This is a genomic window from Streptococcus sp. SN-1 (genome assembly GCF_041154385.1).
In the GTDB taxonomy this organism is placed as follows: Bacteria; Bacillota; Bacilli; order Lactobacillales; family Streptococcaceae; genus Streptococcus; species Streptococcus mitis_CT.
Genome location: NZ_AP028929.1, coordinates 17229 through 42441 on the forward strand (window position 1 = coordinate 17229; position 25213 = coordinate 42441).

Below are 25213 nucleotides of genomic sequence, written 5' to 3' on the forward strand. Positions count from 1 at the left end.
ATATTTTCCTAAAAATAGTGAGAGAAATAGGGAGAAATGTAAGCGATTTTTATTTCAAAAGTGTTACAGAGAACAAGAAAATTTCAGGTTTTCGTGATATAATAGAAGTCTGTATATAAGGAGGTAAATCATGGAGTTAGTGCATGGAATTTCAACACATTTTATCCAATCAAAAAAGTTTAAAACGAACAAAATTACCGTGCGTTTTACAGCTCCATTATCTCTTGATACGATTGCAGGTCGCATGTTGAGTGCGAGTATGCTAGAAACTGCCAACCAGATGTACCCCACTTCTCAAAATTTTAGGAGACACTTGGCCAGTCTATATGGTACAGATATGTCAACCAATTGTTTTAGAAGAGGGCAAAGTCATGTTGTAGAATTGACATTTAATTATGTTCGTGATGAGTTTTTAAGTAGGAAAAATGTGCTAACTTCTCAGGTTTTGGAACTTGTAAAAGAAACTCTTTTTTCACCCGTAGTATTTGATAATAGGTTTGATTCGGACTTATTTGAAATTGAGAAAAAACAATTGCTAGCAAGTTTAGCAGCTGATATGGATGATTCTTTTTATTTCGCACATAAAGAATTAGATAAATTATTTTTTCATGATGAACGTCACCAATTGGAATATAGTGATTTACGAAATCGTATTTTAGCTGAAACTCCACAAAGTTCTTATTCTTGTTTCCAAGAATTTTTGGCCAATGATCGAATAGATTTCTTTTTCCTAGGTGACTTTAATGAGGTTGAAATTCAAAATGTATTAGAATCATTTGGCTTTAAAGGTCGAGAAGTGGATGTGAAGATTCAATATTGCCAACCTTATTCCAATATCTTGCAAGAAGGCATGGTTCGGAAAAATGTGGGACAGTCTATTTTGGAATTAGGTTATCATTGCCCTTCTGAATATGGTGATGAGCAACATTTACCCATGATTGTAATGAATGGTTTACTTGGTGGATTTGCTCACTCTAAACTTTTTACAAATGTCCGTGAAAATGCTGGATTAGCTTATACTATTTCAAGTCAGCTTGATTTATTTAGTGGATTCTTGAGAATGTATGCTGGTATTGACCGAGAAAATCGTAACCAGGCTCGTAAAATGATGAATAATCAACTGCTTGATTTAAAAAAAGGTTATTTTACAGAGCTTGAGTTAGAGCAGACCAAGGAAATGATTCGTCGGTCTTTGTTACTTTCTCAAGATAACCAATCTTCATTGATTGAACGTTCTTATCAAAATGCCTTACTTGGAAAATCTTCAGCAGACTTTAAAAGTTGGATTGCAAAACTTGAGCAAGTTGACAAAGATGCTATTTGTAGAGCAGCTAATAATGTGAAACTACAAGCGATTTACTTTATGGAAGGAATAGAATGACAAAGGTTGTTTTTGAAGAAAAATACTATCCAGCTGTAAAAGAAATGGTTTATCGAACTCGTTTGGCAAATGGATTGACAGTAGCTCTTTTGCCTAAAAAGGAATTTAAAGAGGTTTACGGGAGTGTAACTGTACAGTTTGGTTCGGTAGATACGCTTGTCACAGAAGTTGACGGAGATGTAAAACAATATCCTGCAGGAATTGCTCATTTTCTTGAACATAAATTATTTGAAAGAGAAGATTCTAGCGATTTGATGTTGGCTTTTACGAGTCTAGGTGCAGATAGCAATGCCTTTACAAGCTTTACAAAAACAAACTATCTTTTTTCAGCAACGGATCATTTTTTAGAAAATTTAGATTTACTTGGTGAATTGGTAACATCAGCACACTTTACTGAAGCTTCCATTTTAAGAGAGCAGGATATTATCCAGCAAGAACGAGAAATGTATCAAGATGATCCAGATTCGTGTTTATTCTTTTCAACTTTAGCGAATTTGTATCCTGGCACACCTCTAGCAACTGATATAGTTGGAAGTGAAGAGTCCATTTCCCAAATCAATCTAACTAATTTGCAAGAAAATTTTACAAGGTTTTACAAACCTGTAAACATGTCTCTCTTTTTAGTTGGCAATTTTGATGTGGAGCGAGTTCAGGGCTATTTTGAAAGAAAAGAACTGAAAGATTTAGATATTCAGGAAGTAGCAAGGGAAAAGTTTGTTTTACAGGCTGTAAAGCAAACAGACAGTATGAGAATGGAGGTATCTTCTCCCAAACTAGCGATTGGAGTTAGAGGTAAGCGAGAAGTTGCTGAGGCGGATTGCTATCGACATCATATTTTATTAAAATTATTGTTTGCAATGATGTTTGGTTGGACTTCGGATCGTTTTCAGAAATTATATGAATCAGGTAAAATAGATGCGTCCTTATCTCTGGAAATTGAAGTAACAAGTCGATTTCATTTTATTATGTTGACAATGGATACGAAAGAACCAGTTGCTTTATCCCATCAATTTAGGAAGGCCATTCGTAATTTTACAAAGGATTTAGATATTACAGAGGATCATTTAGATATTATCAAAAGAGAGATGTTTGGAGAATTTTTCAGTAGCATGAACTCTCTTGAATTTATTGCAATGCAATATGATGCTTTTGAACATGGTGAGACAATTTTTGATTTGCCGAAAATTTTACAGGAAATTACTTTAGAGGATGTCCTTGATGCTGGACATCATTTAATAGATGATGGTGACATAGTTGATTTTACAATATTCCCATCGTAGTAACCTATCATAATAGACACTAGAAAGAAGGGATGACAAGTATGAGAAAAAAAACAATTGGAGAGGTTTTACGATTAGCTAGAATCAATCAGGGATTGAGTTTAGATGAATTGCAGAAAAAGACAGAAATCCAGTTAGATATGTTGGAAGCAATGGAAGCAGACGATTTCGATCAACTTCCAAGTCCTTTTTACACGCGTTCTTTCTTGAGAAAATATGCATGGGCTGTTGAGTTAGATGACAAAATTGTCTTGGATGCTTATGATTCTGGGAGTATGATTACTTATGAGGAAGTAGACGTTGATGAAGATGAGTTGACAGGTCGTAGACGTTCAAGTAGGAAAAAGAAGAAAAAAACATCCTTTTTACCTTTATTTTATTTTATCCTTTTTGCTTTATCGATTTTAATTTTTGTGACCTATTATGTTTGGAACTATATTCAAACTCAACCAGAGGGACCTTCTCTTTCTAATTACAGTGTGGTTCAATCAACAAGTTCAACTAGCTCTGTTCCCCACTCCTCAAGTAGTAGTTCATCTAGCAGTTCTTCTAGTATAGAATCAGCTATAAGTGTATCAGGCGAAGGAAATCATGTAGAAATCGCTTATAAGACAAGTAAGGAAACAGTTAAATTGCAATTGGCAGTTTCAGATGTTACAAGTTGGATCAGCGTTTCAGAAAGCGAACTTGAGGGCGGTGTAACCTTATCACCGGATAATAAAAGCGCAGAAGCAACAGTTGCAACTAAAAGTCCTGTAACCATTACCTTAGGTGTTGTAAAAGGTGTTGCTTTGACAGTAGATAATCAGACTGTTGATTTATCGAAATTAACAGCTCAGACTGGACAAATCACTGTAACCTTTACTAAAAATTAAGGAAAAACGAATGAAAAAAGAACAAATTCCCAATCTCTTAACAATAGGTCGAATTCTCTTTATACCTATTTTTATCTTTATTTTAACGATAGGAAATTCGATAGATAGTCATATAGTGGCAGCTATTATCTTTGCTGTTGCCAGTATTACCGACTATTTAGATGGATATTTAGCTCGTAAATGGAATGTGGTCAGTAATTTTGGTAAATTTGCAGATCCTATGGCGGATAAGTTACTAGTTATGTCGGCTTTTATTATGCTGATTGAGTTAGGTATGGCTCCGGCTTGGATTGTTGCAGTGATTATCTGTCGTGAGTTGGCTGTGACAGGTTTAAGGCTTTTATTGGTTGAAACTGGTGGAACGGTTTTAGCAGCGGCAATGCCTGGAAAAATTAAAACTTTTAGTCAGATGTTTGCGATTATTTTCTTGCTATTACATTGGACTTTGCTTGGTCAAGTTCTACTTTATGTAGCCTTGTTTTTCACTATCTACTCTGGCTATGACTATTTCAAGAGTAGTGCCTATGTATTTAAAGGGACATTTGGTTCGAAATGAAATCAGTAATTGATGTAAAAAATCTTTCTTTTCGTTATAAGGAAAGTCAAGAATACTATGATGTGAAGGATATTACGTTTCACGTGAAACGTGGGGAATGGCTTTCGATTGTAGGGCATAATGGTAGTGGTAAATCAACGACGGTTCGTTTAATTGATGGCTTACTGGAAGCAGAATCCGGAGAGATTGTAATTGATGGCCAACGGCTGACTGAGGAAAATGTTTGGAATATACGTCGTCAAATCGGTATGGTTTTTCAAAATCCAGATAATCAATTCGTTGGAGCGACTGTTGAAGATGATGTTGCTTTTGGTTTGGAAAATCAGGGACTTTCTCGTCAAGAAATGAAAAAGAGAGTGGAGGAAGCTCTGGATTTGGTTGGCATGTTGGACTTTAAAAAGAGAGAGCCAGCGCGTCTATCAGGTGGCCAAAAGCAACGTGTAGCCATTGCAGGTGTTGTAGCCCTAAGACCAGCTATTTTAATCTTAGATGAAGCAACGAGTATGTTGGATCCTGAGGGGCGTAGAGAACTGATTGATACAGTAAAAGGAATTCGAAAAGACTATGATATGACCGTCATTTCCATTACACATGATTTGGAAGAAGTTGCCATGAGTGATCGTGTATTGGTCATGAAAAGAGGGGAAATTGAATCAACTAGTAGTCCAAGGGAACTTTTCTCTCGAAATGATTTAGATCAAATTGGATTAGACAATCCTTTTGCCAATCAATTAAAACATTCTTTGAGCCAGAATGGCTATGATTTGCCTGAAAATTATTTGACAGAAAGTGAGCTAGAGGATAAGCTATGGGAATTGCTCTAGAAAATGTGAGTTTTACATATCAAGAAGGTACTCCCTTAGCTTCAACAGCTTTGACGGATGTTTCTTTGACGATTGAAGATGGTTCTTATACGGCTTTAATTGGGCATACAGGTAGTGGTAAATCAACTATTTTACAACTATTAAATGGTTTATTGGTGCCAAGTCAAGGGAGTGTGCGAGTTTTTGATACCTTAATCACCTCGACTTCTAAAAATAAAGATATTCGTCAAATTAGAAAACAGGTTGGCTTAGTATTTCAGTTTGCTGAAAATCAGATTTTTGAAGAAACGGTTTTGAAAGATGTTGCTTTTGGACCACAAAATTTTGGAGTTTCTGAAGAAGATGCTGTGAAGATTGCGCGTGAAAAACTGGCTCTGGTTGGAATTGATGAATCACTTTTTGATCGCAGTCCGTTTGAGCTATCAGGTGGACAAATGAGACGTGTCGCCATTGCAGGCATACTTGCCATGGAACCAGCCATATTAGTCTTAGATGAGCCCACAGCAGGCCTAGATCCCCTGGGAAGAAAAGAGCTGATGAATTTGTTCAAAAAACTCCACCAGTCAGGGATGACCATTATCTTGGTAACGCATTTGATGGATGACGTTGCTGAATATGCAAATCAAGTTTATGTGATGGAAAAGGGACGTTTAGTTAAGGGGGGTAAACCAAGTGATGTCTTTCAAGATGTTGTCTTTATGGAAGAAGTGCAGTTGGGAGTACCTAAAATTACGGCCTTTTGTAAACGATTGGCTGATAGAGGCGTGTCATTTAAACGATTACCGATTAAGATAGAGGAGTTCAAGGAGTCGCTAAATGGATAGTATGATTTTGGGGCGTTATATCCCAGGGGATTCGATAGTTCACCGATTGGATCCACGCAGCAAATTACTGGCTATGATGCTACTGATTTTAATCGTTTTTTGGGCTAATAATCCCTTGACGAATCTAATTCTTTTTATAGCGACAGGGATATTTATTGCCTTGTCCGGAGTATCTCTTTCATTTTTTATTCAGGGCTTAAAGTCTATGTTTTTCTTGATTGCCTTCACAACTATTTTTCAACTGTTTTTCATTTCTAATGGGAATGTTTTATTTGAGTTTTCGTTTGTGAGAATTACGGATTATGCTTTGCAACAAGCTGGAATTATCTTTTGTCGCTTTGTATTAATTATTTTCTTTTCAACTTTGTTAACCTTAACGACCATGCCCTTAAGTTTGGCCTCAGCTGTCGAAGCTTTGTTAGCGCCTTTAAAGCGTGTGAAAGTTCCAGTTCATGAAATTGGATTGATGCTGTCCATGAGTCTACGTTTTGTTCCGACCTTGATGGATGATACGACGCGGATTATGAATGCGCAGAAAGCACGTGGAGTGGATTTTGGTGAAGGAAGCATCGTTCAAAAAGTAAAGGCGATGATTCCCATTTTGATTCCTCTTTTTGCGACAAGTTTAAAACGTGCAGATTCCTTGGCTATCGCCATGGAAGCGCGTGGTTATCAGGGTGGAAAAGGCAGAAGTCAATACAGACAATTGAAATGGACTCGAAAGGATACGCTGACCATTCTTGTTGTTCTCGTACTTGGTTGTTGTTTATTTTTCTTAAAATCTTAGTAGATTTCAGGAATCGATAAAAAGTTACTGTAACAGTTTTTGATATAAAGGTAGGGATATGAACCGTTTTAAAAAATCAAAATATGTCATTATTGTTTTTGTCACTGTTCTGCTTGTCTCAGCTCTCTTAGCGACGACTTATTCAAGTACAATTGTGACAAAATTAGGAGATGGGATCTCATTGGTTGATAGAGTTGTGCAAAAACCTTTTCAGTGGTTTGATTCTGTTAAATCAGATTTGGCACATTTGACACGAACATATAATGAAAATGAAAGTTTGAAGAAACAGATTTACCAATTAGAAGTTAAATCAAATGAGGCGGAAAGTTTAAAGACGGAAAATGAACAACTGCGGCAATTGCTTGGTATGAAGTCCAAGTTGCAAGCTACAAAGGCTTTGGCAGCAGATGTTATTATGCGTTCTCCGGTATCTTGGAAGCAGGAATTGACCTTAGATGTAGGTAAATCAAAAGGGGCTTCTGAGAACATGTTAGCTATTGCAAATGGTGGCTTGATTGGGAGTGTTTCAAAAGTAGAGGAGAACTCTACTATAGTCAACCTTCTGACAAATACGGAAAATGCTGATAAGATTTCTGTTAAAATTCAACACGGCACTACCACAATTTATGGAATTATTGTTGGCTACGACAAGGAAAATGAAGTTCTTAAAATTAGTCAATTAAATAGCAATAGCGATATTAGTACAGGTGATAAGGTGACAACGGGTGGATTAGGAAACTTTAACGTTGCGGATATTCCTGTTGGTGAAGTGGTTGCCACAACGCATAGTACAGACTATTTGACACGAGAAGTAACTGTTAAATTGAGTGCAGATACTCATAATGTGGATGTGATAGAATTAGTGGGGAATTCATGATGAGACAGTTGAAGCGGGTTGGAGTGTTTTTATTACTTCCTTTCTTTGTTCTAATTGACGCCCATATTAGCCAGCTTCTGGGCTCATTTTTCCCCCATGTACATTTGGCTAGTCATTTTCTTTTTCTATTTCTATTATTTGAGACGATAGAAGTATCAGAGTACCTCTACCTAGTCTATTGTTTTGTGATTGGCTTGGTTTACGATGTTTACTTTTTCCATCTAATAGGGATTGCAACTCTCTTATTTATCTTATTGGGAGCCTTTCTTCATAAATTGAATAGTGTTATTTTATTGAATCGTTGGACAAGAATCTTGGCAATTATTGTCATGACTTTTCTATTTGATATGGGAGCTTATCTCTTTGCATTAGCGGTAGGTTTAACTGTAGATAGTCTGCCGATTTTTATCGTTTATAGCCTAGTACCATCCATGATTTTAAATCTTGTGTGGATGCTTATTTTTCAGTTTATTTTTGAAAGATATTATCTATAAGAAAGAAACAAAAATGTAACAAAGGCGTAATATTCATTAGGCCTTTTTTTGGTATACTAGTATTGTCTTTAAAAGAAGGAGTATCTACGTAATATGAAGAAAAAAATCTTAGCGTCACTTTTATTAAGTACAGTAATGGTTTCTCAAGTAGCTGTTTTAACAACTGCGCATGCAGAAACGACTGATGACAAAATTGCTGCTCAAGATAATAAAATTAGTAACTTAACAGCACAACAACAAGAAGCCCAAAAACAAGTTGACCAAATTCAGGAGCAAGTATCAGCTATTCAAGCTGAGCAATCTAACTTGCAAGCTGAAAATGATAGATTACAAGCAGAATCCAAAAAACTTGAGAGTGAGATTACAGAACTTTCTAAAAACATTGTATCTCGCAATGATTCTTTGGAAAAACAAGCTCGTAGTGCTCAAACAAATGGAGCTGCAACTAGCTACATCAATACGATTGTAAACTCAAAATCAATTACAGAAGCTATTTCACGTGTAGCAGCAATGAATGAAATCGTATCTGCTAACAACAAAATGTTGGAACAACAAAAAGCAGATAAAAAAGCAATTTCTGAGAAGCAAGTGGCAAACAATGACGCAATTAATACAGTAATTGCAAATCAACAGAAATTGTCTGATGATGCGCAAGCTTTAACAACGAAACAAGCTGAGTTGAAGGCTGCAGAATTAAATCTTGCTGCTGAAAAAGCGACAGCAGAAGATGAAAAAGCAAGTTTGCTAGAGAAAAAAGCAGAAGCAGTAGCGGCAGCAAAGGCAGCAGCAGAGGCAGAAGCAGCTTATAAGGCAAAACAAGCAAGCCAACAACAAACAGTTGTTGCTTCTGGAAATACGACATTTGCAGCACAGGTTCAAGCTGTAGCTTCTTCGGAATCAACAACATATACTCCTGTAGCAGTTAAACAACGCCCAACATACAGTACCAATGCTTCAAGTTATCCAGTTGGTGAGTGTACATGGGGAGCTAAGACATTGGCACCTTGGGCTGGAGACTATTGGGGTAATGGAGCACAGTGGGCTACAAGTGCAGCTGCTGCAGGCTTCCGTACAGGTTCAACACCTCAAGTTGGTGCGATTGCATGCTGGAACGATGGTGGATATGGACACGTAGCGGTAGTCACTGCTGTAGAATCAACGACACGTATCCAAGTGTCAGAATCAAATTATGCTGGTAATCGCACGCTTGGAAATCACCGTGGATGGTTCAATCCAACAACTACATCATCAGGTTTTGTAACATATATTTATGCAGATTAATTAAAAGAGGGACTCGAATAGAGCCCTCTTTTTAGGTTTATCCCTATTAAAAATTATATCAAAATAGCTTGAAAATATTGAAAAAGTATGGTAAAATAAAATTTGTCGTGTGAACGATAATACTCATTCTTGATGAATTGTGAAGCAGTTGCCCTTAGGTCGTTTTGCGAGTTGAAGTCAAGAAGAGGAAAAAAACAAAAAGGAGAAATACTCATGGCAGTAATTTCAATGAAACAACTTCTTGAGGCTGGTGTACACTTTGGTCACCAAACTCGTCGCTGGAACCCTAAGATGGCTAAGTACATCTTCACTGAGCGTAACGGAATCCACGTTATCGATTTGCAACAAACTGTAAAATACGCTGACCAAGCTTACGATTTCATGCGTGATGCAGCAGCTAACGATGCAGTTGTATTGTTCGTTGGTACTAAGAAACAAGCAGCTGATGCAGTTGCTGAAGAAGCAGTACGTTCAGGTCAATACTTCATCAACCACCGTTGGTTAGGTGGAACTCTTACAAACTGGGGAACAATCCAAAAACGTATCGCTCGTTTGAAAGAAATCAAACGTATGGAAGAAGATGGAACTTTCGAAGTTCTTCCTAAGAAAGAAGTTGCACTTCTTAATAAACAACGTGCACGTCTTGAAAAATTCTTGGGTGGTATCGAAGATATGCCTCGTATCCCAGATGTAATGTATGTAGTTGACCCACATAAAGAGCAAATCGCTGTTAAAGAAGCTAAGAAATTGGGAATCCCAGTTGTAGCGATGGTTGACACAAACACTGATCCAGATGATATCGATGTAATCATCCCAGCTAACGATGATGCTATCCGCGCTGTTAAATTGATCACAGCTAAATTGGCTGACGCTATCATCGAAGGACGTCAAGGTGAAGATGCAGCAGCAGTTGAAGCAGAATTTGCAGCTTCTGAAGCTCAAGCAGATTCAATCGAAGAAATCGTTGAAGTTGTAGAAGGCGACAACGCTTAATTCATATTAATAGTAATTACCTAGGAGGGCGGGGCTTAGCCCGGCTCTCCTATTTTTAAAAAATATAGGAGAATCAAAATGGCAGAAATTACAGCTAAACTTGTAAAAGAATTGCGTGAAAAATCTGGTGCCGGAGTTATGGACGCTAAAAAAGCGCTTGTAGAAACAGACGGTGACATCGAAAAAGCGATTGAATTGCTTCGTGAAAAAGGTATGGCTAAGGCAGCTAAGAAGGCTGACCGTGTTGCTGCAGAAGGTTTGACTGGTGTTTACGTTAACGGTAATGTTGCAGCAGTTATTGAAGTAAATGCTGAAACTGACTTCGTTGCGAAAAACGCTCAATTCGTTGAATTGGTAAATACTACAGCTAAAGTTATTGCTGAAGGAAAACCTGCTAATAATGAAGAAGCTCTTGCTTTGACAATGCCTTCAGGTGAAACTCTTGAAGCTGCATATGTATCTGCAACAGCAACTATCGGAGAAAAAATCTCATTCCGTCGCTTTGCATTGATTGAAAAAACAGATGCACAACACTTTGGAGCTTACCAACATAACGGTGGACGTATCGGTGTTATTTCAGTTGTTGAAGGTGGAGACGAAGCACTTGCTAAACAATTGTCAATGCACATCGCAGCGATGAAACCAACAGTTCTTTCTTACAAAGAATTGGATGAGCAATTTGTTAAAGATGAATTGGCACAATTGAACCACGTAATCGACCAAGACAACGAAAGCCGTGCAATGGTTAACAAACCAGCTCTTCCACACTTGAAGTATGGATCAAAATCTCAATTGACTGATGAAGTGATTGCTCAAGCTGAAGCTGACATCAAAGCTGAGTTGGCTGCAGAAGGCAAACCAGAAAAAATCTGGGACAAAATTATCCCAGGTAAAATGGATCGCTTCATGCTTGACAACACTAAAGTTGACCAAGCTTACACACTTCTTGCACAAGTTTACATCATGGATGATAGCAAGACAGTTGAAGCATACCTTGAATTAGTTAACGCTTCAGTAGTTGAGTTCGCTCGCTTTGAAGTTGGTGAAGGTATCGAAAAAGCTGCAAACGACTTTGAAGCTGAAGTTGCAGCTACAATGGCAGCAGCCTTGAATAACTAATTATAGAAAGGAAGTAAATTTGCTTCCTTTTTTCTATGCAGTCGATCCTTATAGGGAGAACTTCCTATTTTCAAGGTAAAAATAAAAAGCCCTATAATAAGGGCCAATTGTATTTAGGAGACTAAACTTCAAATTCATAGAGTGCTGTAGAGAGATAACGTTCACCGTTATCTGGTGCTAGAGCAAGGACTTTTTTACCTGTACCTAATTTTTTGGCAATCTCGATGGCTCCGTAGATAGCTGCAGCTGAAGAAATCCCTACAAGGAAACCTTCTTTTCCACCAATTTCACGGCCGAGTGCTAGAGCATCGTCTGACGTTACACGAACGATACCATCATAAGCCTTTGTATCCAGTGTATCAGGAATAAATCCAGCTGATATACCTTGAATTTTGTGAGGACCAGGTTTTTCACCAGATAGAATGGCGGATTCATCAGCTTCCACTGCAAAAACTTGAATGTTAGAATTTGCTGATTTGAGTGCATGAGAAACACCAGAAATCGTTCCACCGGTACCCACTCCAGCAACAAAGGCATCTAGTCCATCTTTACCGAAAGTAGCTAGTATTTCAGCTCCTGTTGTTCTTTCGTGTACTTCTGGATTTGCTGGGTTGTCAAATTGAAGAGGAAGGAAACCATCACGTTCAGCAGCGATTTCTTGAGCCTTAGCAATAGCACCTTTCATTCCTTCGCTACCAGGAGTAAGGACGAGTTCAGCACCATAGGCTTGGATAATCTTACGTCGTTCCACACTCATAGTTTCAGGCATAACGATAACAACTTTATACCCTTTAGCAGCCCCTACCCATGAAAGTCCAATACCAGTGTTTCCACTTGTTGCTTCAACAATAGTAGAACCAGGTTTCAGAATACCATCTTGTTCAGCTTTTTCAATCATGCTAAGAGCAATACGGTCTTTTACAGAAGAACCAGGGTTAAATGCTTCAAGTTTTACATAGATATCTGCAGCACCTTCTGGCACGATGTTGTTGAGTTTAACAATCGGAGTTTGACCGATTAATTCAGTAATGTTGTTATAAATAGACATATGAATACCTCTTTGTATAAGATATTTCTAGTATAACGCTATCTATACCATTTGTAAAATATAGAAATCCTATCGAAGCGATAGGATTTTTTTATATCATAGGTCTAAGCCATTAATTTTTAAGCGATTGTGATAGGCTAATTCTAGTAAATATGTATAAAGTGGAACGATATCTGTTTTCTTAGGGAATTCAAATTTGTGAACACTAAAATGTTCATTATGTGCTTTTAGAAAGATATTTTCTAAATAAGTAATAGTAATTTCACTATCATCTATACCTGCTCCCGCAGTTTCCATTTCAACGTTAACAATGTTCATCAAAAAGATTGATTTAATAGACATCTTACGACCAGTAGCGCCTTGTTTATCTGTAAAGATAATACGTATATTGGTAAATATAATTGAGTCACGAATAAGTTTATATCCACTTTGAATTTCTTCGTTTTCTAGTAAATATTGTCCATATTCTTTGATAAGAGTTTCTTTGTTTTGCTCGCTAAAGTTACCAGCGAGTCCTTGAATGAACTTTCCAAATGCCATATTTCTCTCCTTTGTTTACACTAAGTTTACAGGAACTTCAACTTCGCGTAAACCTTGATCAGTTAAAGTGACTTTTCCATTAAAAAACTCTACAAGTGCAGCTTTAATATTTTCTTTTTCTTCTTTATCAACATAAATCATCGTATCGACTTGATCTGTAAAGTTTGTATCCAGCTCCATGAGATTATGTTCTTTAAGGAAGTTACTGTACTCTTGATACTGAGCGTAAGACATTTGAATAGCAATGCCCGCCTGTTCCTTTATTTCAATGATGCCAATTTCTTTGACAGCTAAGGCAACACTGCCGGCGTAAGCACGAATCAGTCCTCCAGCGCCTAGTTTAATGCCACCAAAGTAGCGTGTCACTACCACACAGACATTGGTGAGGTTGTGATTTTCTAGTACCCCTAGCATGGGAACGCCAGCAGTACCACTGGGCTCACCATCATCACTTGTTCGTTTGATTTCACTACGTTCCCCAATAATAAATGCAGAGCAGTTATGCGTCGCTTTGTAGTGTTCTTTTTTGATGGTGGTAATGAAGTCACGAGCCTCTTCTTCGCTATAAACACGCTTGGCATGACAGATAAAGCGTGATTTTTTGATTTCTTCTTGGACTTGTCCGTCCTCTTTAATTGTTCTAAATTCCATGATCTAATTGTACTAAAAAATCATCTAAAGTGCTAGGTTTTTACGAATAAAGAAGTATGAAAGTAAATCCAAACTATCTCGGTCGTTTGTTTACTGAGAATGAATTAACAGAAGAGGAGCGTCAGTTGGCGGAGAAACTTCCAGCAATGAGAAAGGAGAAGGAGAAACTTTTCTGTCAACGTTGTAATAGTATTATTCTAGAGGAATGGTATTTGCCCATCGGTGCTTACTATTGTCGAGAGTGCTTGCTGATGAAGCGAGTCAGGAGTGACCAAGCTTTATACTATTTTCCGCAGGAGGATTTTCCTAAACAGGATGTTCTTAAATGGCGTGGTCAATTAACTCCTTTTCAAGAGAAGGTGTCAGAGGGACTAATTCGAGCTGTCGACAAGCAAGAGCCAACCTTGGTACATGCGGTGACAGGAGCTGGAAAGACGGAAATGATTTATCAAGTAGTGGCTAAAGTGATTAATGCGGGAGGTGCAGTGTGTTTGGCCAGTCCTCGCATAGATGTTTGTTTAGAGCTGTATAAGCGCCTGCAAGATGATTTTGCTTGCGAGATAGCCCTCCTACATGGAGAATCGGAACCTTATTTTCGAACACCACTAGTTGTTGCGACGACCCATCAGTTATTGAAGTTTTATCAAGCTTTTGATTTGCTGATAGTGGATGAAGTAGATGCTTTTCCTTATGTTGATAATCCCACGCTTTACCATGCTGTCAAGAATAGTGTAAAGGAGAATGGGCTGAGAATCTTTTTAACAGCGACTTCGACCGATGAGTTAGATAGGAAGGTTCGCATAGGAGAATTAAAACGATTGAGTTTGCCAAGACGATTTCATGGGAATCCGTTGATTATCCCTAAACCAGTTTGGTTATCTGATTTTAATCGCTACTTAGATAAGAATCGTTTGTCACCAAAGTTAAAGTCCTATATTGAGAAGCAGAGAAAGACATCTTATCCGTTACTCATTTTTGCATCAGAAATTAAGAAAGGGGGACAGTTAAAAGAAATCTTACAGGAGCAATTTCCAAATGAGAAAATTGGTTTTGTATCGTCTGTAACAGAAGATCGATTAGAGAAAGTACAAGCTTTTCGAGATGGAGAATTGACAATACTTATCAGTACTACAATCTTGGAGCGTGGAGTTACTTTCCCTTGTGTGGATGTTTTCGTAGTGGAGGCCAATCATCGTCTGTTTACCAAGTCTAGTTTGATTCAGATTGGTGGACGAGTTGGGCGAAGCATGGATAGACCGACAGGAGATTTACTTTTCTTCCATGATGGATTAAATGCTTCAATCAAGAAGGCAATTAAGGAAATTCAGCAGATGAACAAGGAGGCAGGCTTATGAAGTGTTTGTTATGTGGGCAGACTATGAAGATTGTTTTAACTTTTAGTAGTCTCTTACTTCTGAAGAATGATGTCTCCTGTCTTTGTTTAGATTGTGATTCTACTTTTGAGAAAATTGGAGAAGAGTACTGTCCAAACTGTATGAAAATAGGGTTGTCAACAAAGTGTCAAGATTGTCAATTTTGGTGTAAAGAAGGAGTTGAGGTCAGTCATAGAGCGATTTTTACTTACAATCAAGCTATGAAGGATTTTTTCAGTCGGTATAAGTTTGATGGAGACTTCCTTTTAAGAAAAGTGTTCGCTTCATTTTTAAGTGCGGAGTTGAAAAAATACAAAGAGTATCAATTTGTCGTCATTCCCCTAAGCCCTGAAAGATTGCTTGAGAGGGGATTTAACCAGGTTGAAGGTTTAGTTGAAGCAGCAGGGTTCTCTTTTCAAGACTTACTAGAGAAGAGAGAAGAGCGGACCAGTTCTTCTAAAAATCGTTCAGAACGCTTGGCAACAGAACTTCCTTTCTTTATTAAAAGTGGAGTTACTATTCCTAAAAAAATCCTACTTATAGATGACATTTACACTACGGGAACAACTATAAATCGTGTGAAGAAGCTGTTGGAAGAAGCTGGTGCTGAAGATGTAAAAACATTTTCCCTTGTAAGATGAGGAAAAAATTTGCAAAAATAAAATGAAAGCGTTATAATGAAATCAGAAAAACAAAAATGTTTAGAAAGAAGGTACTCATATGATTAAATATAGTATCCGTGGTGAAAACCTAGAAGTAACAGAAGCAATTCGTGATTATGTAGTTTCTAAACTCGAAAAGATCGAAAAGTATTTTCAAGCTGAACAAGAGTTGGATGCTCGAGTTAACTTGAAGGTGTATCGTGAAAAAACTGCTAAAGTGGAGGTAACGATTCCACTTGGATCAATTACTCTTCGTGCAGAAGATGTGTCTCAAGATATGTATGGTTCAATTGACCTTGTAACCGATAAAATTGAACGTCAGATTCGTAAAAATAAAACAAAAATCGAGCGTAAAAATAAAAATAAGGTAGCAACTAGTCAATTATTTACAGAGGCTTTGGTGGAAGATCCAAATGTTGTCCAGTCTAGAGTTGTTCGTTCAAAACAAATTGATTTAAAACCAATGGATTTGGAAGAAGCTATTCTACAGATGGATTTGTTGGAACATGATTTCTTTATCTATGTGGATGTTGAAGATCAGACAACCAATGTGATTTATCGTCGTGAGGATGGCGAGATTGGCTTGTTAGAAGTTAAAGAATCTTAATTTCAATATGTGTAAAGGAAGGTTTACTAAATTGTAAACCTCCTTTTTCTTATAATTGATAGAATTACTGATTACACGTTTAAAAAGTCGCTTTTTGGTGGTTATTATGGTATAATGGGTGCCAAGAGGTTTGGAATGAAAAAATTTTATGTAAGTCCTATTTTCCCCTTAATATTAGGAATAGTGGCGTTCGGAGTGCTATCTGTGCAACTTGTTTTTGTAACGAATACACTGGTAACGCTATTTCTTTTGCTACTTATTTTGGGTTCATATATTTTACTATTCATCCATCAGAGAGACTATTACTCAAGGAGTGAAGTAGAACAAATCCAGTATGTAAACCACCAAGCTGAAGAAAGTTTGACAACCTTGTTAGAACAGATGCCTGTTGGAGTTATTAAGTTAGACTTGTCGTCAGGTGAAGTTGAATGGTTTAATCCTTATGCTGAATTGATTTTGACTAATGAAGTAGGCGAGATTGATGTGGCATTAATTCAAACAATTATTAAGGCATCGGTAGGAAATCCAGGTTCTTATGCCACCTTGGGTGAGACTCGTTATTCGGTTCATATGGACAAGGTATCTGGAGTTCTGTACTTCTTTGATGTGTCTGGAGAATACGAAGCGACTGTTGAGTTAGTAACGAGTCGACCTGTGATTGGGATCGTTTCTGTTGACAACTACGATGATTTAGAAGATGAAACATCCGAGTCTGATATCAGTCATATTAACAGTTTTGTAGCCAACTTTGTTTCAGAATTTGCTGGGAAACATGCCATGTTCTCCCGTCGAGTGAGTATGGACCGTTTTTATCTATTTACGGACTACACGGTGCTTGAAGGATTGATGAATGATAAATTTTCTGTTATCGATGCTTTCAGAGAAGAGTCGAAACAGAGACAGTTGCCTTTGACCTTAAGTATGGGCTTTTCTTATGGTGATGGAAATCATGATGAGATCGGGAAAGTTGCTTTGCTCAATTTGAACTTGGCTGAAGTGCGTGGTGGTGACCAGGTGGTTGTCAAGGAGAACGACGAAACAAAAAATCCAGTTTATTTTGGTGGTGGGTCTGCTGCCTCAATCAAACGTACACGGACTCGTACGCGTGCTATGATGACAGCTATTTCAGATAAGATTCGAAGTGTGGATCAGGTTTTTGTAGTTGGTCACAAAAATTTAGATATGGATGCTTTGGGCTCTGCTGTAGGTATGCAGTTATTTGCCAGCAATGTAACTGAAAATAGTTATGCTATTTATGACGAAGAACAAATGTCGCCGGATATTGAACGAGCTGTTTCATTCTTAGAAAAAGAAGGAGTTACGAAGTTGTTGTCTGTTAAGGAAGCAATGGGCTTGGTGACTAATCGTTCTTTGTTGATTCTTGTAGACCATTCAAAGACTGCCTTAACTTTATCGAAAGAATTTTATGATTTGTTTACACAGACCATTGTTATTGACCACCACAGAAGGGATCAGGATTTTCCTGATAATGCCGTTATCACTTATATCGAAAGTGGTGCCAGCAGTGCCAGTGAGTTGGTAACGGAATTGATTCAGTTCCAGAATTCTAAGAAAAATCGTTTGAGTCGTATGCAGGCCAGTGTTTTGATGGCTGGTATGATGCTGGATACTAAAAATTTCACCTCACGAGTGACTAGTCGAACATTTGATGTTGCTAGCTATCTCAGAACGAGAGGAAGTGATAGTATTGCTATCCAAGAAATCGCTGCGACAGATTTTGAAGAATATCGTGAGGTCAATGAACTGATTTTACAGGGGCGTAAATTAGGTTCAGATGTATTGATAGCAGAGGCTACGGACTCGAAATGCTATGATACAGTTGTTATTAGTAAGGCAGCAGATGCCATGTTAGCTATGTCAGGTATTGAAGCGAGTTTTGTTCTTGCGAAAAATACACAAGGATTTATATCCATCTCAGCTCGTAGTCGTAGTAAACTGAATGTACAACGGATTATGGAAGAGTTAGGCGGTGGAGGTCATTTTAATTTGGCAGCAGCTCAAATTAAGGATTTAAGCTTGTCAGAAGCGGGTGAAAAACTGACAGAAATTGTATTAAATGAAATAAAGGAAAAGGAGAAAGAAGAATGAAAGTAATCTTTTTAGCAGATGTTAAAGGAAAAGGTAAAAAAGGCGAAATTAAGGAAGTGCCAACAGGGTATGCACAAAACTTTCTTATCAAAAAGAATCTAGCCAAAGAAGCGACTGCTCAAGCGGTAGGTGAGCTTCGTGGTAAACAAAAATCTGAAGAAAAAGCTCATGCTGAGATGATTGCAGAAGCAAAAGCAATTAAAGCCCAATTAGAGGCAGAAGAAACTGTTGTAGAATTTGTTGAAAAGGTTGGTCCAGATGGCCGTACTTTTGGTTCTATTACCAATAAGAAAATTGCAGAAGAATTGCAAAAGCAATTTGGAATTAAGATTGATAAACGTCATATCCAAGTACAAGCTCCGATTCGAGCGGTTGGTTTGATTGATGTGCCAGTGAAAATCTATCAAGATATCACAAGTGTCATCAATCTTCGTGTGAAAGAAGGATAAATTTACACCTTCTTGACAAGATTGTAAAAGGAAGGGAAGTCTGATGGCAGAAGTAGAAGAGTTACGAGTACAACCTCAAGATATCTTGGCTGAGCAATCCGTTTTAGGGGCTATCTTTATTGACGAGAGTAAGCTTGTTTTTGTTCGAGAATATATTGAGTCTCGGGACTTTTTTAAGTATGCCCATCGATTGATTTTCCAAGCTATGGTCGATTTATCCGACCGTGGCGATGCTATAGATGCAACAACGGTTCGTACCATTCTTGATAATCAAGGTGATTTACAGAATATTGGTGGCCTGTCTTACTTGGTTGAGATTGTCAATTCTGTGCCAACTTCTGCTAACGCGGAGTATTATGCTAAAATTGTTGCAGAAAAGGCTATGTTACGGCGATTAATCGCCAAGTTGACAGAGTCTGTCAATCAAGCTTACGAGGCTTCGCAACCAGCTGATGAAATCATTGCTCAGGCAGAAAAAGGACTGATTGATGTCAGTGAAAATGCTAATCGAAGTGGATTTAAGAATATTCGAGATGTGTTGAATGTCAACTTTGGAAATCTGGAAGCTCGCTCGCAACAAACGACCGATATTACAGGGATTGCGACAGGTTATCGTGACTTGGATCATATGACGACTGGTCTGCATGAAGAGGAGTTGATTATCTTAGCAGCCCGTCCAGCGGTTGGTAAGACAGCCTTTGCCTTGAATATCGCTCAGAACATTGGGACTAAGTTGGACAAAACGGTTGCTATTTTTTCACTGGAAATGGGTGCGGAAAGTCTAGTGGATCGTATGTTGGCGGCAGAAGGTTTGGTAGAATCCCATTCTATCCGTACGGGGCAATTGACCGATGAGGAATGGCAAAAGTATACCATTGCTCAAGGGAATCTAGCAAACGCGAGTATCTATATCGATGATACACCAGGGATTCGGATCACGGAAATTCGTTCTCGCTCACGTAAACTTGCTCAAGAAACGGGCAATCTTGGTTTAATTTTGATAGATTACTTGCAATTGATTACAGGTACAGGCCGAGAAAATCGTCAACAAGAAGTTTCAGAAATTTCACGTCAGTTAAAAATTCTAGCCAAGGAATTGAAGGTTCCAGTAATCGCTCTAAGTCAACTTTCTCGTGGTGTAGAACAACGTCAGGATAAGAGACCAGTCTTGTCTGATATTCGTGAATCTGGGTCTATTGAGCAGGACGCTGATATCGTAGCCTTTCTTTATCGCGACGATTACTATGAGCGTGGTGGTGAAGAAGAGGAAGGGATACCAAATAATAAGGTAGAAGTTATTATCGAGAAAAACCGTAGTGGAGCTCGTGGAACGGTGGAATTAATTTTCCAAAAAGAATACAATAAATTTTCAAGTATCTCAAAAAGGGAGGAAATAAGATGACAGATGCATTTACAGATGTAGCTAAGATGAAAAAAATTAAAGAGGAAATCAAGGCGCATGAGGGCCATGTAATTGAAATGACCTTGGAAAATGGGCGTAAGCGTCAAAAAAATAGATTGGGTAAGCTAATTGAAGTTTATCCATCTCTGTTTATCGTGGAATTTGGAAATGTTGAAGGAGATAAACAAGCTAATGTTTACGTTGAATCCTTTACTTACTCAGATATCCTTACAGAAAAGAATTTGATTCATTATCTGGACTAAAGTGAGAAATTTTCTCACTTTTTCTTTTTTCTCCGAATAGTTTAAGTGAAGGTAATCTTCGACTTATATTATTTTTCAAGGAGGAAGAATGAAAGTTTTACCATTCAAAGTAACAGAGACAGGATTTTCTTTGAGAAAATCAGTTAAAAAGGTTGTTCCTTTTTTAGCAGTAGGATTGATGCTAGTAGCGAGTGATAGTGTATATGCCTATTCTGGAGGAAATGGATCGATTGCGCGTGGGGATGATTATCCTACTTACTATAAAAATGGGAGTCAGGAAATTGATAAGTGGCGCATGTACTCTCGTCAGTGTACTTCATTTGCAGCCTTTCGCTTGAGTAGTGTCAATGGTTTTGAGATTCCAGGAGCTTATGGAAATGCGAATGAATGGGGGTATCGTGCTCGTCGTGAAGGCTATCGTGTAGATAGTGTACCAACGATTGGATCTATTGCTTGGTCTACTGCAGGAGGATATGGTCATGTTGCCTGGGTTTCAAATGTAATGGGGGATAATATAGAAATTGAGGAATACAACTATGGTTATACAGGATCCTATAATAAACGAATTATAAAAGCAAATACAATGACAGGATTTATTCATTTTAAAGATTTGGCTGGGGGTAATGTAGTAAGTAGTGGCAAAGTATTCAATAGTCAACCTTCTTCGACAGGAGGAACTCATTATTTTAAGAATAAGGCAGCTATAAAAAATCAACCTTTAGTTAGTGCAACTTCAATTGCATATTATTCTCCAGGTGAGAGTGTTCATTATGATCAAATTCTTGAAAAAGATGGATACAAGTGGTTGAGTTATATATCTTATAGTGGAAATCGTCGTTATATTCAGTTAGAGGAGGTTGCTTCATCGCAGAATCAACCAGAAGGTAGTTCCAATAATGTTCTGACTGTCGGTTGGAAGAAAATAAATGGTAGTTGGTATTATTTCAAATCAGATGGTTCTAAGGCGACGGGATGGCTGAAAGATGGCTCTAGCTGGTATTATTTGAAATCATCTGGTGAAATGCAGACAGGATGGTTAAAGGAAAATGGTCTGTGGTATTATCTGGATAGTTCAGGGGCAATGAAAACAGGTTGGTATCAAGTCTCTGGTAAATGGTACTATTCTTACTCTTCAGGTGCCTTAGCTGTCAATACGACGGTGGATGGCTATAGAGTAAATAGTGATGGAGAACGAGTATAGAAAATTGGAGTAGGAAATTTTTCCTGCTCTTTTCTGTAAGCAGTTTCCTTGACATTTTTTTTATTTTGCGCTATCATATGTCCATATAATATATGGGAGTCTGTGTACAGTCTGAGAGGAAGTGTTAAACTTCGACCGCACCTGATCTGGGTAATGCCAGCGGAGGGAACGATACTTAGTCTATTCTTGACCTTTTTCCATATATGGTAAAGGTTTTTCTTTTTGTCAAAGGAAAACGAGAAGAGGAGGTTTTTATGAAAGCAAGCATTGCCTTGCAAGTTTTACCCTTAGCACAGGGGATTAATCGGATTGCTGTTATCGATCAGGTCATTGCTTATCTACAAGCTCAAGAAGTGACCATGGTGGTGACACCATTTGAAACGGTCTTGGAAGGGGAGTTTGATGAGCTCATGCGCATTCTCAAAGAAGCGCTGGAAGTGGCAGGGCAGGAGGCAGATAATGTCTTTGCCAATGTCAAAATAAATGTAGGAGAGATTTTAAGTATTGATGAGAAACTTGAAAAGTATACTGAGACGACACATTAGTCTATTGGGCTTTATGGGGGTCTTGTCAATCTGGCAGTTAGCAGGTTTTCTTAAACTTCTCCCCAAGTTTATCCTGCCGACACCTCTTGAAATTCTCCTGTCCTTTGTTCGTGATAGAGAATTTCTCTGGCACCATAGCTGGGCCACCTTGAGAGTGGCTTTATTGGGGTTGGTTCTAGGAATCTTGATTGCCTGTCTCATGGCTGTACTTATGGATAGTTTGACTTGGCTCAATGACCTGATTTACCCTATGATGGTGGTTGTTCAGACCATTCCGACTATTGCCATAGCTCCTATCTTGGTCTTGTGGCTAGGTTATGGGATTTTGCCCAAGATTGTCTTGATTATCTTAACGACAACCTTCCCCATCATCGTCAGCATTTTGGACGGTTTTAGGCATTGTGACAAGGATATGCTGACCTTGTTTAGTCTGATGCGGGCCAAACCTTGGCAAATCCTGTGGCATTTTAAAATTCCAGTCAGTCTGCCTTACTTTTATGCAGGTCTGAGGGTCAGTGTCTCCTACGCCTTTATCACAACAGTGGTATCTGAGTGGTTGGGAGGCTTTGAAGGACTAGGTGTCTACATGATTCAGTCCAAGAAACTGTTTCAGTATGATACCATGTTTGCTATTATTATTCTGGTATCGATTATCAGCCTTTTGGGTATGAAGTTGGTCGATATTAGTGAAAAATATGTTATTAAATGGAAACGTTCGTAGAATAAGAATGTTTCTGAAAAAGAAAAGAGGAAATCAAAATGAAGAAAACATGGAAAGTGTTTTTAACTGTTTTAACAGCTCTTGTAGCTGTTGTGCTTGTGGCCTGTGGTCAAGGAACTGCTTCTAAGGATAACAAAGAGGCAGAACTTAAGAAAATCGACTTTATCCTAGACTGGACACCAAATACCAACCACACAGGGCTTTATGTTGCTAAGGAAAAAGGTTATTTCAAAGAATCTGGAGTGGATGTTGATTTGAAATTGCCACCAGAAGAAAGTTCTTCTGACTTGGTTATCAATGGTAAGGCACCATTTGCAGTGTATTTCCAAGACTATATGGCTAAAAAATTGGAAAAAGGGGCAGGAATTACTGCCGTTGCAGCTATCGTAGAGCACAATACATCAGGAATTATCTCTCGTAAATCTGACAATGTAGCTAGTCCAAAAGACTTGGTTGGTAAGAAATACGGGACATGGAATGACCCAACTGAACTTGCTATGTTGAAAACCTTGGTAGAATCTCAAGGCGGAGACTTTGAGAAGGTTGAAAAAGTACCAAATAACGACTCAAACTCAATCACACCGATTGCTAATGGAGTATTTGATACTGCATGGATCTACTACGGATGGGATGGAATCCTTGCTAAATCTCAAGGTGTAGAGGCTAACTTCATGTACTTGAAAGACTACGTTAAAGAATTTGACTACTACTCACCAGTTATCATCGCCAACAATGACTATCTAAAAGACAACAAAGAAGAAGCTCGCAAAGTTATCCAAGCTATCAAAAAAGGTTACCAATATGCTATGGAGCATCCAGAGGAAGCGGCAGATATCCTTATCAAGAATGCACCTGAACTTCAGGAAAAACGTGACTTTGTCATCGAATCTCAAAAATACTTGTCAAAAGAATACGCAAGTGACAAGGAAAAATGGGGTCAATTTGATGCAGCTCGCTGGAATGCCTTCTATAAATGGGATAAAGAAAATGGTATCCTTAAAGAAGACTTGACAGACAAAGGCTTCACCAATGAATTTGTGAAATAATGACAGAAATTAGACTAGAACACGTCAGTTATGCCTATGGTCAGGAGAGGATTTTAGAGGATATCAACCTACAGGTGACTTCAGGAGAAGTGGTTTCCATCCTAGGCCCTAGTGGTGTTGGAAAGACCACCCTCTTTAATCTAATCGCTGGGATTTTAGAAGTTCAGTCAGGGAGAATTGTCCTTGATGGGGAGGAGAATCCCAAGGGGCGCGTGAGTTATATGTTGCAAAAGGATCTCCTCTTGGAGCACAAGACGGTGCTTGGTAATATCATTCTGCCCCTCTTGATTCAAAAAGTGGATAAGGCGGAAGCCATTGCCCGCGCGGATGAAATTCTTGCGACCTTCCAGTTGACAGCTGTACGGGATAAGTATCCTCATGAACTCAGTGGTGGGATGCGTCAGCGTGTAGCCTTGCTTCGAACTTACCTTTTCGGGCACAAGCTCTTTCTCTTGGATGAGGCCTTTAGTGCCTTGGATGAGATGACCAAGATGGAACTCCACGCTTGGTACCTTGAGATTCACAAGCAGTTGCAACTGACAACATTGATTATCACGCATAGTATCGAGGAGGCTCTCAGTCTCAGCGACCGCATCTATATCTTGAAAAATCGCCCTGGGCAGATTGTTTCAGAAATTAAACCAGATTGGTCTGAAGATGAGGACAAAGAGGTTCAAAAGATTGCCTACAAACGTCAAATCTTAGCGGAGTTAGGCTTAGATAAGTAGAGAAATAGGGAGTTGGTGAAGATTATCCTTTACCAGCGCCCTTTTTCTTTTAAAAATGAGAAAATTTCGGTATAATAGTCAAAGATAGTCAAGGTTTAAAGAGAGAGGTGGGTTTGTAATGAGATTTAAAAATACATCGGATCATATTGAGGCCTACATCAAGGCGATTTTAGATCAATCTGGAATTGTGGAGTTGCAACGGAGTCAGTTAGCAGATACTTTTCAGGTTGTTCCTAGTCAGATCAACTATGTGATTAAGACACGCTTTACGGAAAGTAGAGGCTACTTGGTTGAAAGTAAGCGTGGTGGTGGAGGCTACATTCGTATAGGACGGATTGAGTTTTCTAGTCATCATGAAATGCTCAAGGAGCTGCTTTACTCGATTGGTGAGCGGGTCAGTCAAGAAATTTATGAAGATATTCTTCAGCTTTTAGTTGAGCAAGAACTGATGACCAAGCAGGAGATGAATTTGCTAGTATCAGTAGCTTTGGATCGCGTTCTAGGAGAGGAAGCTCCAGTTGTTCGTGCAAATATGCTAAGACAGGTCATACAAGAGGTAGATAGAAAAGGGAAGTAA

Annotated in this window: 28 protein-coding genes and 1 riboswitch; of the genes, 25 read left to right on the top strand and 3 right to left on the bottom strand. The window is 38.4% G+C overall.

From position 1 onward, the window contains the following. Positions 1-130 precede the first annotated feature (130 nt). The 12 genes from ACAM22_RS00090 (at position 131) to tsf (ending at position 11291) form a co-directional block, all read left to right on the top strand. Positions 131-1381, top strand: a complete 1251-nt coding sequence (locus ACAM22_RS00090; RefSeq protein ID WP_369606769.1) for a M16 family metallopeptidase — start codon at positions 131-133, stop codon at positions 1379-1381. Next, positions 1378-2661, top strand: a complete 1284-nt coding sequence (locus ACAM22_RS00095; protein ID WP_369606770.1) for a M16 family metallopeptidase — start codon at positions 1378-1380, stop codon at positions 2659-2661. The genes ACAM22_RS00090 and ACAM22_RS00095 overlap by 4 nt, the downstream gene beginning before the upstream one ends. A 41-nt stretch (positions 2662-2702) precedes the next feature. Continuing rightward, the gene (gene rodZ, locus ACAM22_RS00100) at positions 2703-3536 is read left to right on the top strand and encodes a cytoskeleton protein RodZ (protein ID WP_369606771.1); all 834 of its coding nucleotides are present in this window, start codon (positions 2703-2705) and stop codon (positions 3534-3536) included. A 10-nt stretch (positions 3537-3546) separates the two neighbouring features. Further along, positions 3547-4092: a CDP-diacylglycerol--glycerol-3-phosphate 3-phosphatidyltransferase gene (pgsA, locus tag ACAM22_RS00105; protein ID WP_077804494.1), complete on the top strand. Its 546-nt coding sequence runs from the start codon at positions 3547-3549 to the stop codon at positions 4090-4092. After that, positions 4089-4916 carry an energy-coupling factor ABC transporter ATP-binding protein gene (locus ACAM22_RS00110; RefSeq protein WP_369606772.1) on the top strand — a complete coding sequence of 276 codons (828 nt, stop codon included), beginning with the start codon at positions 4089-4091 and terminating at the stop codon, positions 4914-4916. Before pgsA ends, ACAM22_RS00110 begins: the two co-directional genes overlap by 4 nt. After that, positions 4901-5740: an energy-coupling factor transporter ATPase gene (locus ACAM22_RS00115; RefSeq protein ID WP_033678779.1), complete on the top strand. Its 840-nt coding sequence runs from the start codon at positions 4901-4903 to the stop codon at positions 5738-5740. The genes ACAM22_RS00110 and ACAM22_RS00115 overlap by 16 nt, the downstream gene beginning before the upstream one ends. Next, a complete protein-coding gene (locus ACAM22_RS00120; RefSeq protein ID WP_050242842.1) occupies positions 5733-6527 on the top strand; it encodes an energy-coupling factor transporter transmembrane protein EcfT in 795 nt (264 codons plus the stop codon). The genes ACAM22_RS00115 and ACAM22_RS00120 overlap by 8 nt, the downstream gene beginning before the upstream one ends. 58 nt (positions 6528-6585) lie before the next feature. Continuing rightward, positions 6586-7404, top strand: a complete 819-nt coding sequence (gene mreC, locus ACAM22_RS00125; protein WP_033678775.1) for a rod shape-determining protein MreC — start codon at positions 6586-6588, stop codon at positions 7402-7404. After that, positions 7404-7898, top strand: a complete 495-nt coding sequence (gene mreD / locus ACAM22_RS00130) for a rod shape-determining protein MreD (RefSeq protein ID WP_077805503.1) — start codon at positions 7404-7406, stop codon at positions 7896-7898. The genes mreC and mreD overlap by 1 nt, the downstream gene beginning before the upstream one ends. A gap of 93 nt (positions 7899-7991) precedes the next feature. Beyond that, positions 7992-9179 carry a peptidoglycan hydrolase PcsB gene (gene pcsB / locus ACAM22_RS00135; RefSeq protein ID WP_369606773.1) on the top strand — a complete coding sequence of 396 codons (1188 nt, stop codon included), beginning with the start codon at positions 7992-7994 and terminating at the stop codon, positions 9177-9179. Positions 9180-9392: 213 nt separating this feature from the next. Next, positions 9393-10172, top strand: coding sequence for a 30S ribosomal protein S2 (rpsB, locus tag ACAM22_RS00140; RefSeq protein WP_000268459.1), 780 nt, complete (start codon positions 9393-9395; stop codon positions 10170-10172). Between the two features lie 78 nt (positions 10173-10250). Beyond that, a complete protein-coding gene (gene tsf, locus ACAM22_RS00145; protein WP_369606774.1) occupies positions 10251-11291 on the top strand; it encodes a translation elongation factor Ts in 1041 nt (346 codons plus the stop codon). A gap of 121 nt (positions 11292-11412) precedes the next feature. Here tsf and cysK read toward each other — a convergent pair whose 3' ends face one another. From cysK to ACAM22_RS00160, 3 genes are all read right to left on the bottom strand, one after another. Then, positions 11413-12339: a cysteine synthase A gene (cysK, locus tag ACAM22_RS00150; protein WP_261052232.1), complete on the bottom strand. Its 927-nt coding sequence runs from the start codon at positions 12337-12339 to the stop codon at positions 11413-11415. Between the two features lie 96 nt (positions 12340-12435). Further along, positions 12436-12879, bottom strand: coding sequence for a PH domain-containing protein (locus ACAM22_RS00155; RefSeq protein ID WP_050223247.1), 444 nt, complete (start codon positions 12877-12879; stop codon positions 12436-12438). A 15-nt stretch (positions 12880-12894) separates the two neighbouring features. Then, positions 12895-13530: a YigZ family protein gene (locus tag ACAM22_RS00160; RefSeq protein ID WP_084926268.1), complete on the bottom strand. Its 636-nt coding sequence runs from the start codon at positions 13528-13530 to the stop codon at positions 12895-12897. Between the two features lie 56 nt (positions 13531-13586). On the opposite strand from ACAM22_RS00160, the gene ACAM22_RS00165 reads away from it, so the two are divergent. From ACAM22_RS00165 to ACAM22_RS00225, 13 genes are all read left to right on the top strand, one after another. Further along, entirely contained in the window at positions 13587-14885 is a 1299-nt protein-coding gene (locus ACAM22_RS00165) for a DEAD/DEAH box helicase (protein ID WP_261052231.1), read from the top strand. After that, positions 14882-15544, top strand: a complete 663-nt coding sequence (locus ACAM22_RS00170) for a ComF family protein (protein WP_261052230.1) — start codon at positions 14882-14884, stop codon at positions 15542-15544. Before ACAM22_RS00165 ends, ACAM22_RS00170 begins: the two co-directional genes overlap by 4 nt. Positions 15545-15623: 79 nt before the next feature. Further along, on the top strand, positions 15624-16172 hold the full coding sequence (gene raiA, locus ACAM22_RS00175; RefSeq protein WP_261052229.1) for a ribosome-associated translation inhibitor RaiA: 549 nt from the start codon (positions 15624-15626) through the stop codon (positions 16170-16172). A gap of 135 nt (positions 16173-16307) precedes the next feature. Continuing rightward, entirely contained in the window at positions 16308-18281 is a 1974-nt protein-coding gene (locus ACAM22_RS00180; RefSeq protein WP_261052228.1) for a DHH family phosphoesterase, read from the top strand. After that, positions 18278-18730 (top strand): 50S ribosomal protein L9, encoded by a 453-nt coding sequence (gene rplI, locus ACAM22_RS00185; RefSeq protein ID WP_000864214.1) that lies wholly within the window; start codon positions 18278-18280, stop codon positions 18728-18730. Before ACAM22_RS00180 ends, rplI begins: the two co-directional genes overlap by 4 nt. A 43-nt stretch (positions 18731-18773) precedes the next feature. After that, complete coding sequence (gene dnaB, locus ACAM22_RS00190; protein ID WP_000852491.1) at positions 18774-20132, top strand: replicative DNA helicase; 1359 nt, start codon at positions 18774-18776, stop codon at positions 20130-20132. Continuing rightward, positions 20129-20395, top strand: coding sequence for a Veg family protein (locus ACAM22_RS00195; protein WP_000128619.1), 267 nt, complete (start codon positions 20129-20131; stop codon positions 20393-20395). The genes dnaB and ACAM22_RS00195 overlap by 4 nt, the downstream gene beginning before the upstream one ends. 88 nt (positions 20396-20483) lie before the next feature. Further along, entirely contained in the window at positions 20484-21596 is a 1113-nt protein-coding gene (gene cbpD / locus ACAM22_RS00200; protein WP_369606775.1) for a choline binding-anchored murein hydrolase CbpD, read from the top strand. An 82-nt stretch (positions 21597-21678) separates the two neighbouring features. Then, positions 21679-21781: riboswitch (TPP riboswitch) on the top strand. 69 nt (positions 21782-21850) lie between these two features. Next, positions 21851-22141, top strand: a complete 291-nt coding sequence (locus tag ACAM22_RS00205; protein WP_261054738.1) for a thiamine-binding protein — start codon at positions 21851-21853, stop codon at positions 22139-22141. Further along, positions 22104-22862: an ABC transporter permease gene (locus ACAM22_RS00210; RefSeq protein WP_265471640.1), complete on the top strand. Its 759-nt coding sequence runs from the start codon at positions 22104-22106 to the stop codon at positions 22860-22862. The genes ACAM22_RS00205 and ACAM22_RS00210 overlap by 38 nt, the downstream gene beginning before the upstream one ends. 38 nt (positions 22863-22900) lie before the next feature. Then, a complete protein-coding gene (locus tag ACAM22_RS00215) occupies positions 22901-23908 on the top strand; it encodes an ABC transporter substrate-binding protein (protein WP_265471639.1) in 1008 nt (335 codons plus the stop codon). After that, positions 23908-24636 (top strand): ABC transporter ATP-binding protein, encoded by a 729-nt coding sequence (locus tag ACAM22_RS00220; protein ID WP_265471638.1) that lies wholly within the window; start codon positions 23908-23910, stop codon positions 24634-24636. Before ACAM22_RS00215 ends, ACAM22_RS00220 begins: the two co-directional genes overlap by 1 nt. Positions 24637-24754: 118 nt before the next feature. Further along, positions 24755-25213, top strand: coding sequence for a CtsR family transcriptional regulator (locus tag ACAM22_RS00225; RefSeq protein ID WP_265471637.1), 459 nt, complete (start codon positions 24755-24757; stop codon positions 25211-25213).

What these genes read in the sequence shown, in the direction of transcription:
- cysK (WP_261052232.1), bottom strand. Translation starts at nt 12,339, where the DNA reads ATGTCTATTTATAACAACATTACTGAATTAATCGGTCAAACTCCGATT.
- ACAM22_RS00170 (WP_261052230.1), top strand. Translation starts at nt 14,882, where the DNA reads ATGAAGTGTTTGTTATGTGGGCAGACTATGAAGATTGTTTTAACTTTT.
- rpsB (WP_000268459.1), top strand. Translation starts at nt 9,393, where the DNA reads ATGGCAGTAATTTCAATGAAACAACTTCTTGAGGCTGGTGTACACTTT.
- ACAM22_RS00110 (WP_369606772.1), top strand. Translation starts at nt 4,089, where the DNA reads ATGAAATCAGTAATTGATGTAAAAAATCTTTCTTTTCGTTATAAGGAA.
- ACAM22_RS00215 (WP_265471639.1), top strand. Translation starts at nt 22,901, where the DNA reads ATGAAGAAAACATGGAAAGTGTTTTTAACTGTTTTAACAGCTCTTGTA.
- mreC (WP_033678775.1), top strand. Translation starts at nt 6,586, where the DNA reads ATGAACCGTTTTAAAAAATCAAAATATGTCATTATTGTTTTTGTCACT.
- mreD (WP_077805503.1), top strand. Translation starts at nt 7,404, where the DNA reads ATGAGACAGTTGAAGCGGGTTGGAGTGTTTTTATTACTTCCTTTCTTT.
- ACAM22_RS00205 (WP_261054738.1), top strand. Translation starts at nt 21,851, where the DNA reads ATGAAAGCAAGCATTGCCTTGCAAGTTTTACCCTTAGCACAGGGGATT.
- rplI (WP_000864214.1), top strand. Translation starts at nt 18,278, where the DNA reads ATGAAAGTAATCTTTTTAGCAGATGTTAAAGGAAAAGGTAAAAAAGGC.
- ACAM22_RS00090 (WP_369606769.1), top strand. Translation starts at nt 131, where the DNA reads ATGGAGTTAGTGCATGGAATTTCAACACATTTTATCCAATCAAAAAAG.
- dnaB (WP_000852491.1), top strand. Translation starts at nt 18,774, where the DNA reads ATGGCAGAAGTAGAAGAGTTACGAGTACAACCTCAAGATATCTTGGCT.
- ACAM22_RS00095 (WP_369606770.1), top strand. Translation starts at nt 1,378, where the DNA reads ATGACAAAGGTTGTTTTTGAAGAAAAATACTATCCAGCTGTAAAAGAA.
- ACAM22_RS00120 (WP_050242842.1), top strand. Translation starts at nt 5,733, where the DNA reads ATGGATAGTATGATTTTGGGGCGTTATATCCCAGGGGATTCGATAGTT.
- ACAM22_RS00225 (WP_265471637.1), top strand. Translation starts at nt 24,755, where the DNA reads ATGAGATTTAAAAATACATCGGATCATATTGAGGCCTACATCAAGGCG.
- raiA (WP_261052229.1), top strand. Translation starts at nt 15,624, where the DNA reads ATGATTAAATATAGTATCCGTGGTGAAAACCTAGAAGTAACAGAAGCA.
- ACAM22_RS00210 (WP_265471640.1), top strand. Translation starts at nt 22,104, where the DNA reads ATGAGAAACTTGAAAAGTATACTGAGACGACACATTAGTCTATTGGGC.
- ACAM22_RS00220 (WP_265471638.1), top strand. Translation starts at nt 23,908, where the DNA reads ATGACAGAAATTAGACTAGAACACGTCAGTTATGCCTATGGTCAGGAG.
- ACAM22_RS00115 (WP_033678779.1), top strand. Translation starts at nt 4,901, where the DNA reads ATGGGAATTGCTCTAGAAAATGTGAGTTTTACATATCAAGAAGGTACT.
- pgsA (WP_077804494.1), top strand. Translation starts at nt 3,547, where the DNA reads ATGAAAAAAGAACAAATTCCCAATCTCTTAACAATAGGTCGAATTCTC.
- ACAM22_RS00195 (WP_000128619.1), top strand. Translation starts at nt 20,129, where the DNA reads ATGACAGATGCATTTACAGATGTAGCTAAGATGAAAAAAATTAAAGAG.
- cbpD (WP_369606775.1), top strand. Translation starts at nt 20,484, where the DNA reads ATGAAAGTTTTACCATTCAAAGTAACAGAGACAGGATTTTCTTTGAGA.
- ACAM22_RS00180 (WP_261052228.1), top strand. Translation starts at nt 16,308, where the DNA reads ATGAAAAAATTTTATGTAAGTCCTATTTTCCCCTTAATATTAGGAATA.
- ACAM22_RS00160 (WP_084926268.1), bottom strand. Translation starts at nt 13,530, where the DNA reads ATGGAATTTAGAACAATTAAAGAGGACGGACAAGTCCAAGAAGAAATC.
- tsf (WP_369606774.1), top strand. Translation starts at nt 10,251, where the DNA reads ATGGCAGAAATTACAGCTAAACTTGTAAAAGAATTGCGTGAAAAATCT.
- rodZ (WP_369606771.1), top strand. Translation starts at nt 2,703, where the DNA reads ATGAGAAAAAAAACAATTGGAGAGGTTTTACGATTAGCTAGAATCAAT.
- pcsB (WP_369606773.1), top strand. Translation starts at nt 7,992, where the DNA reads ATGAAGAAAAAAATCTTAGCGTCACTTTTATTAAGTACAGTAATGGTT.
- ACAM22_RS00165 (WP_261052231.1), top strand. Translation starts at nt 13,587, where the DNA reads ATGAAAGTAAATCCAAACTATCTCGGTCGTTTGTTTACTGAGAATGAA.
- ACAM22_RS00155 (WP_050223247.1), bottom strand. Translation starts at nt 12,879, where the DNA reads ATGGCATTTGGAAAGTTCATTCAAGGACTCGCTGGTAACTTTAGCGAG.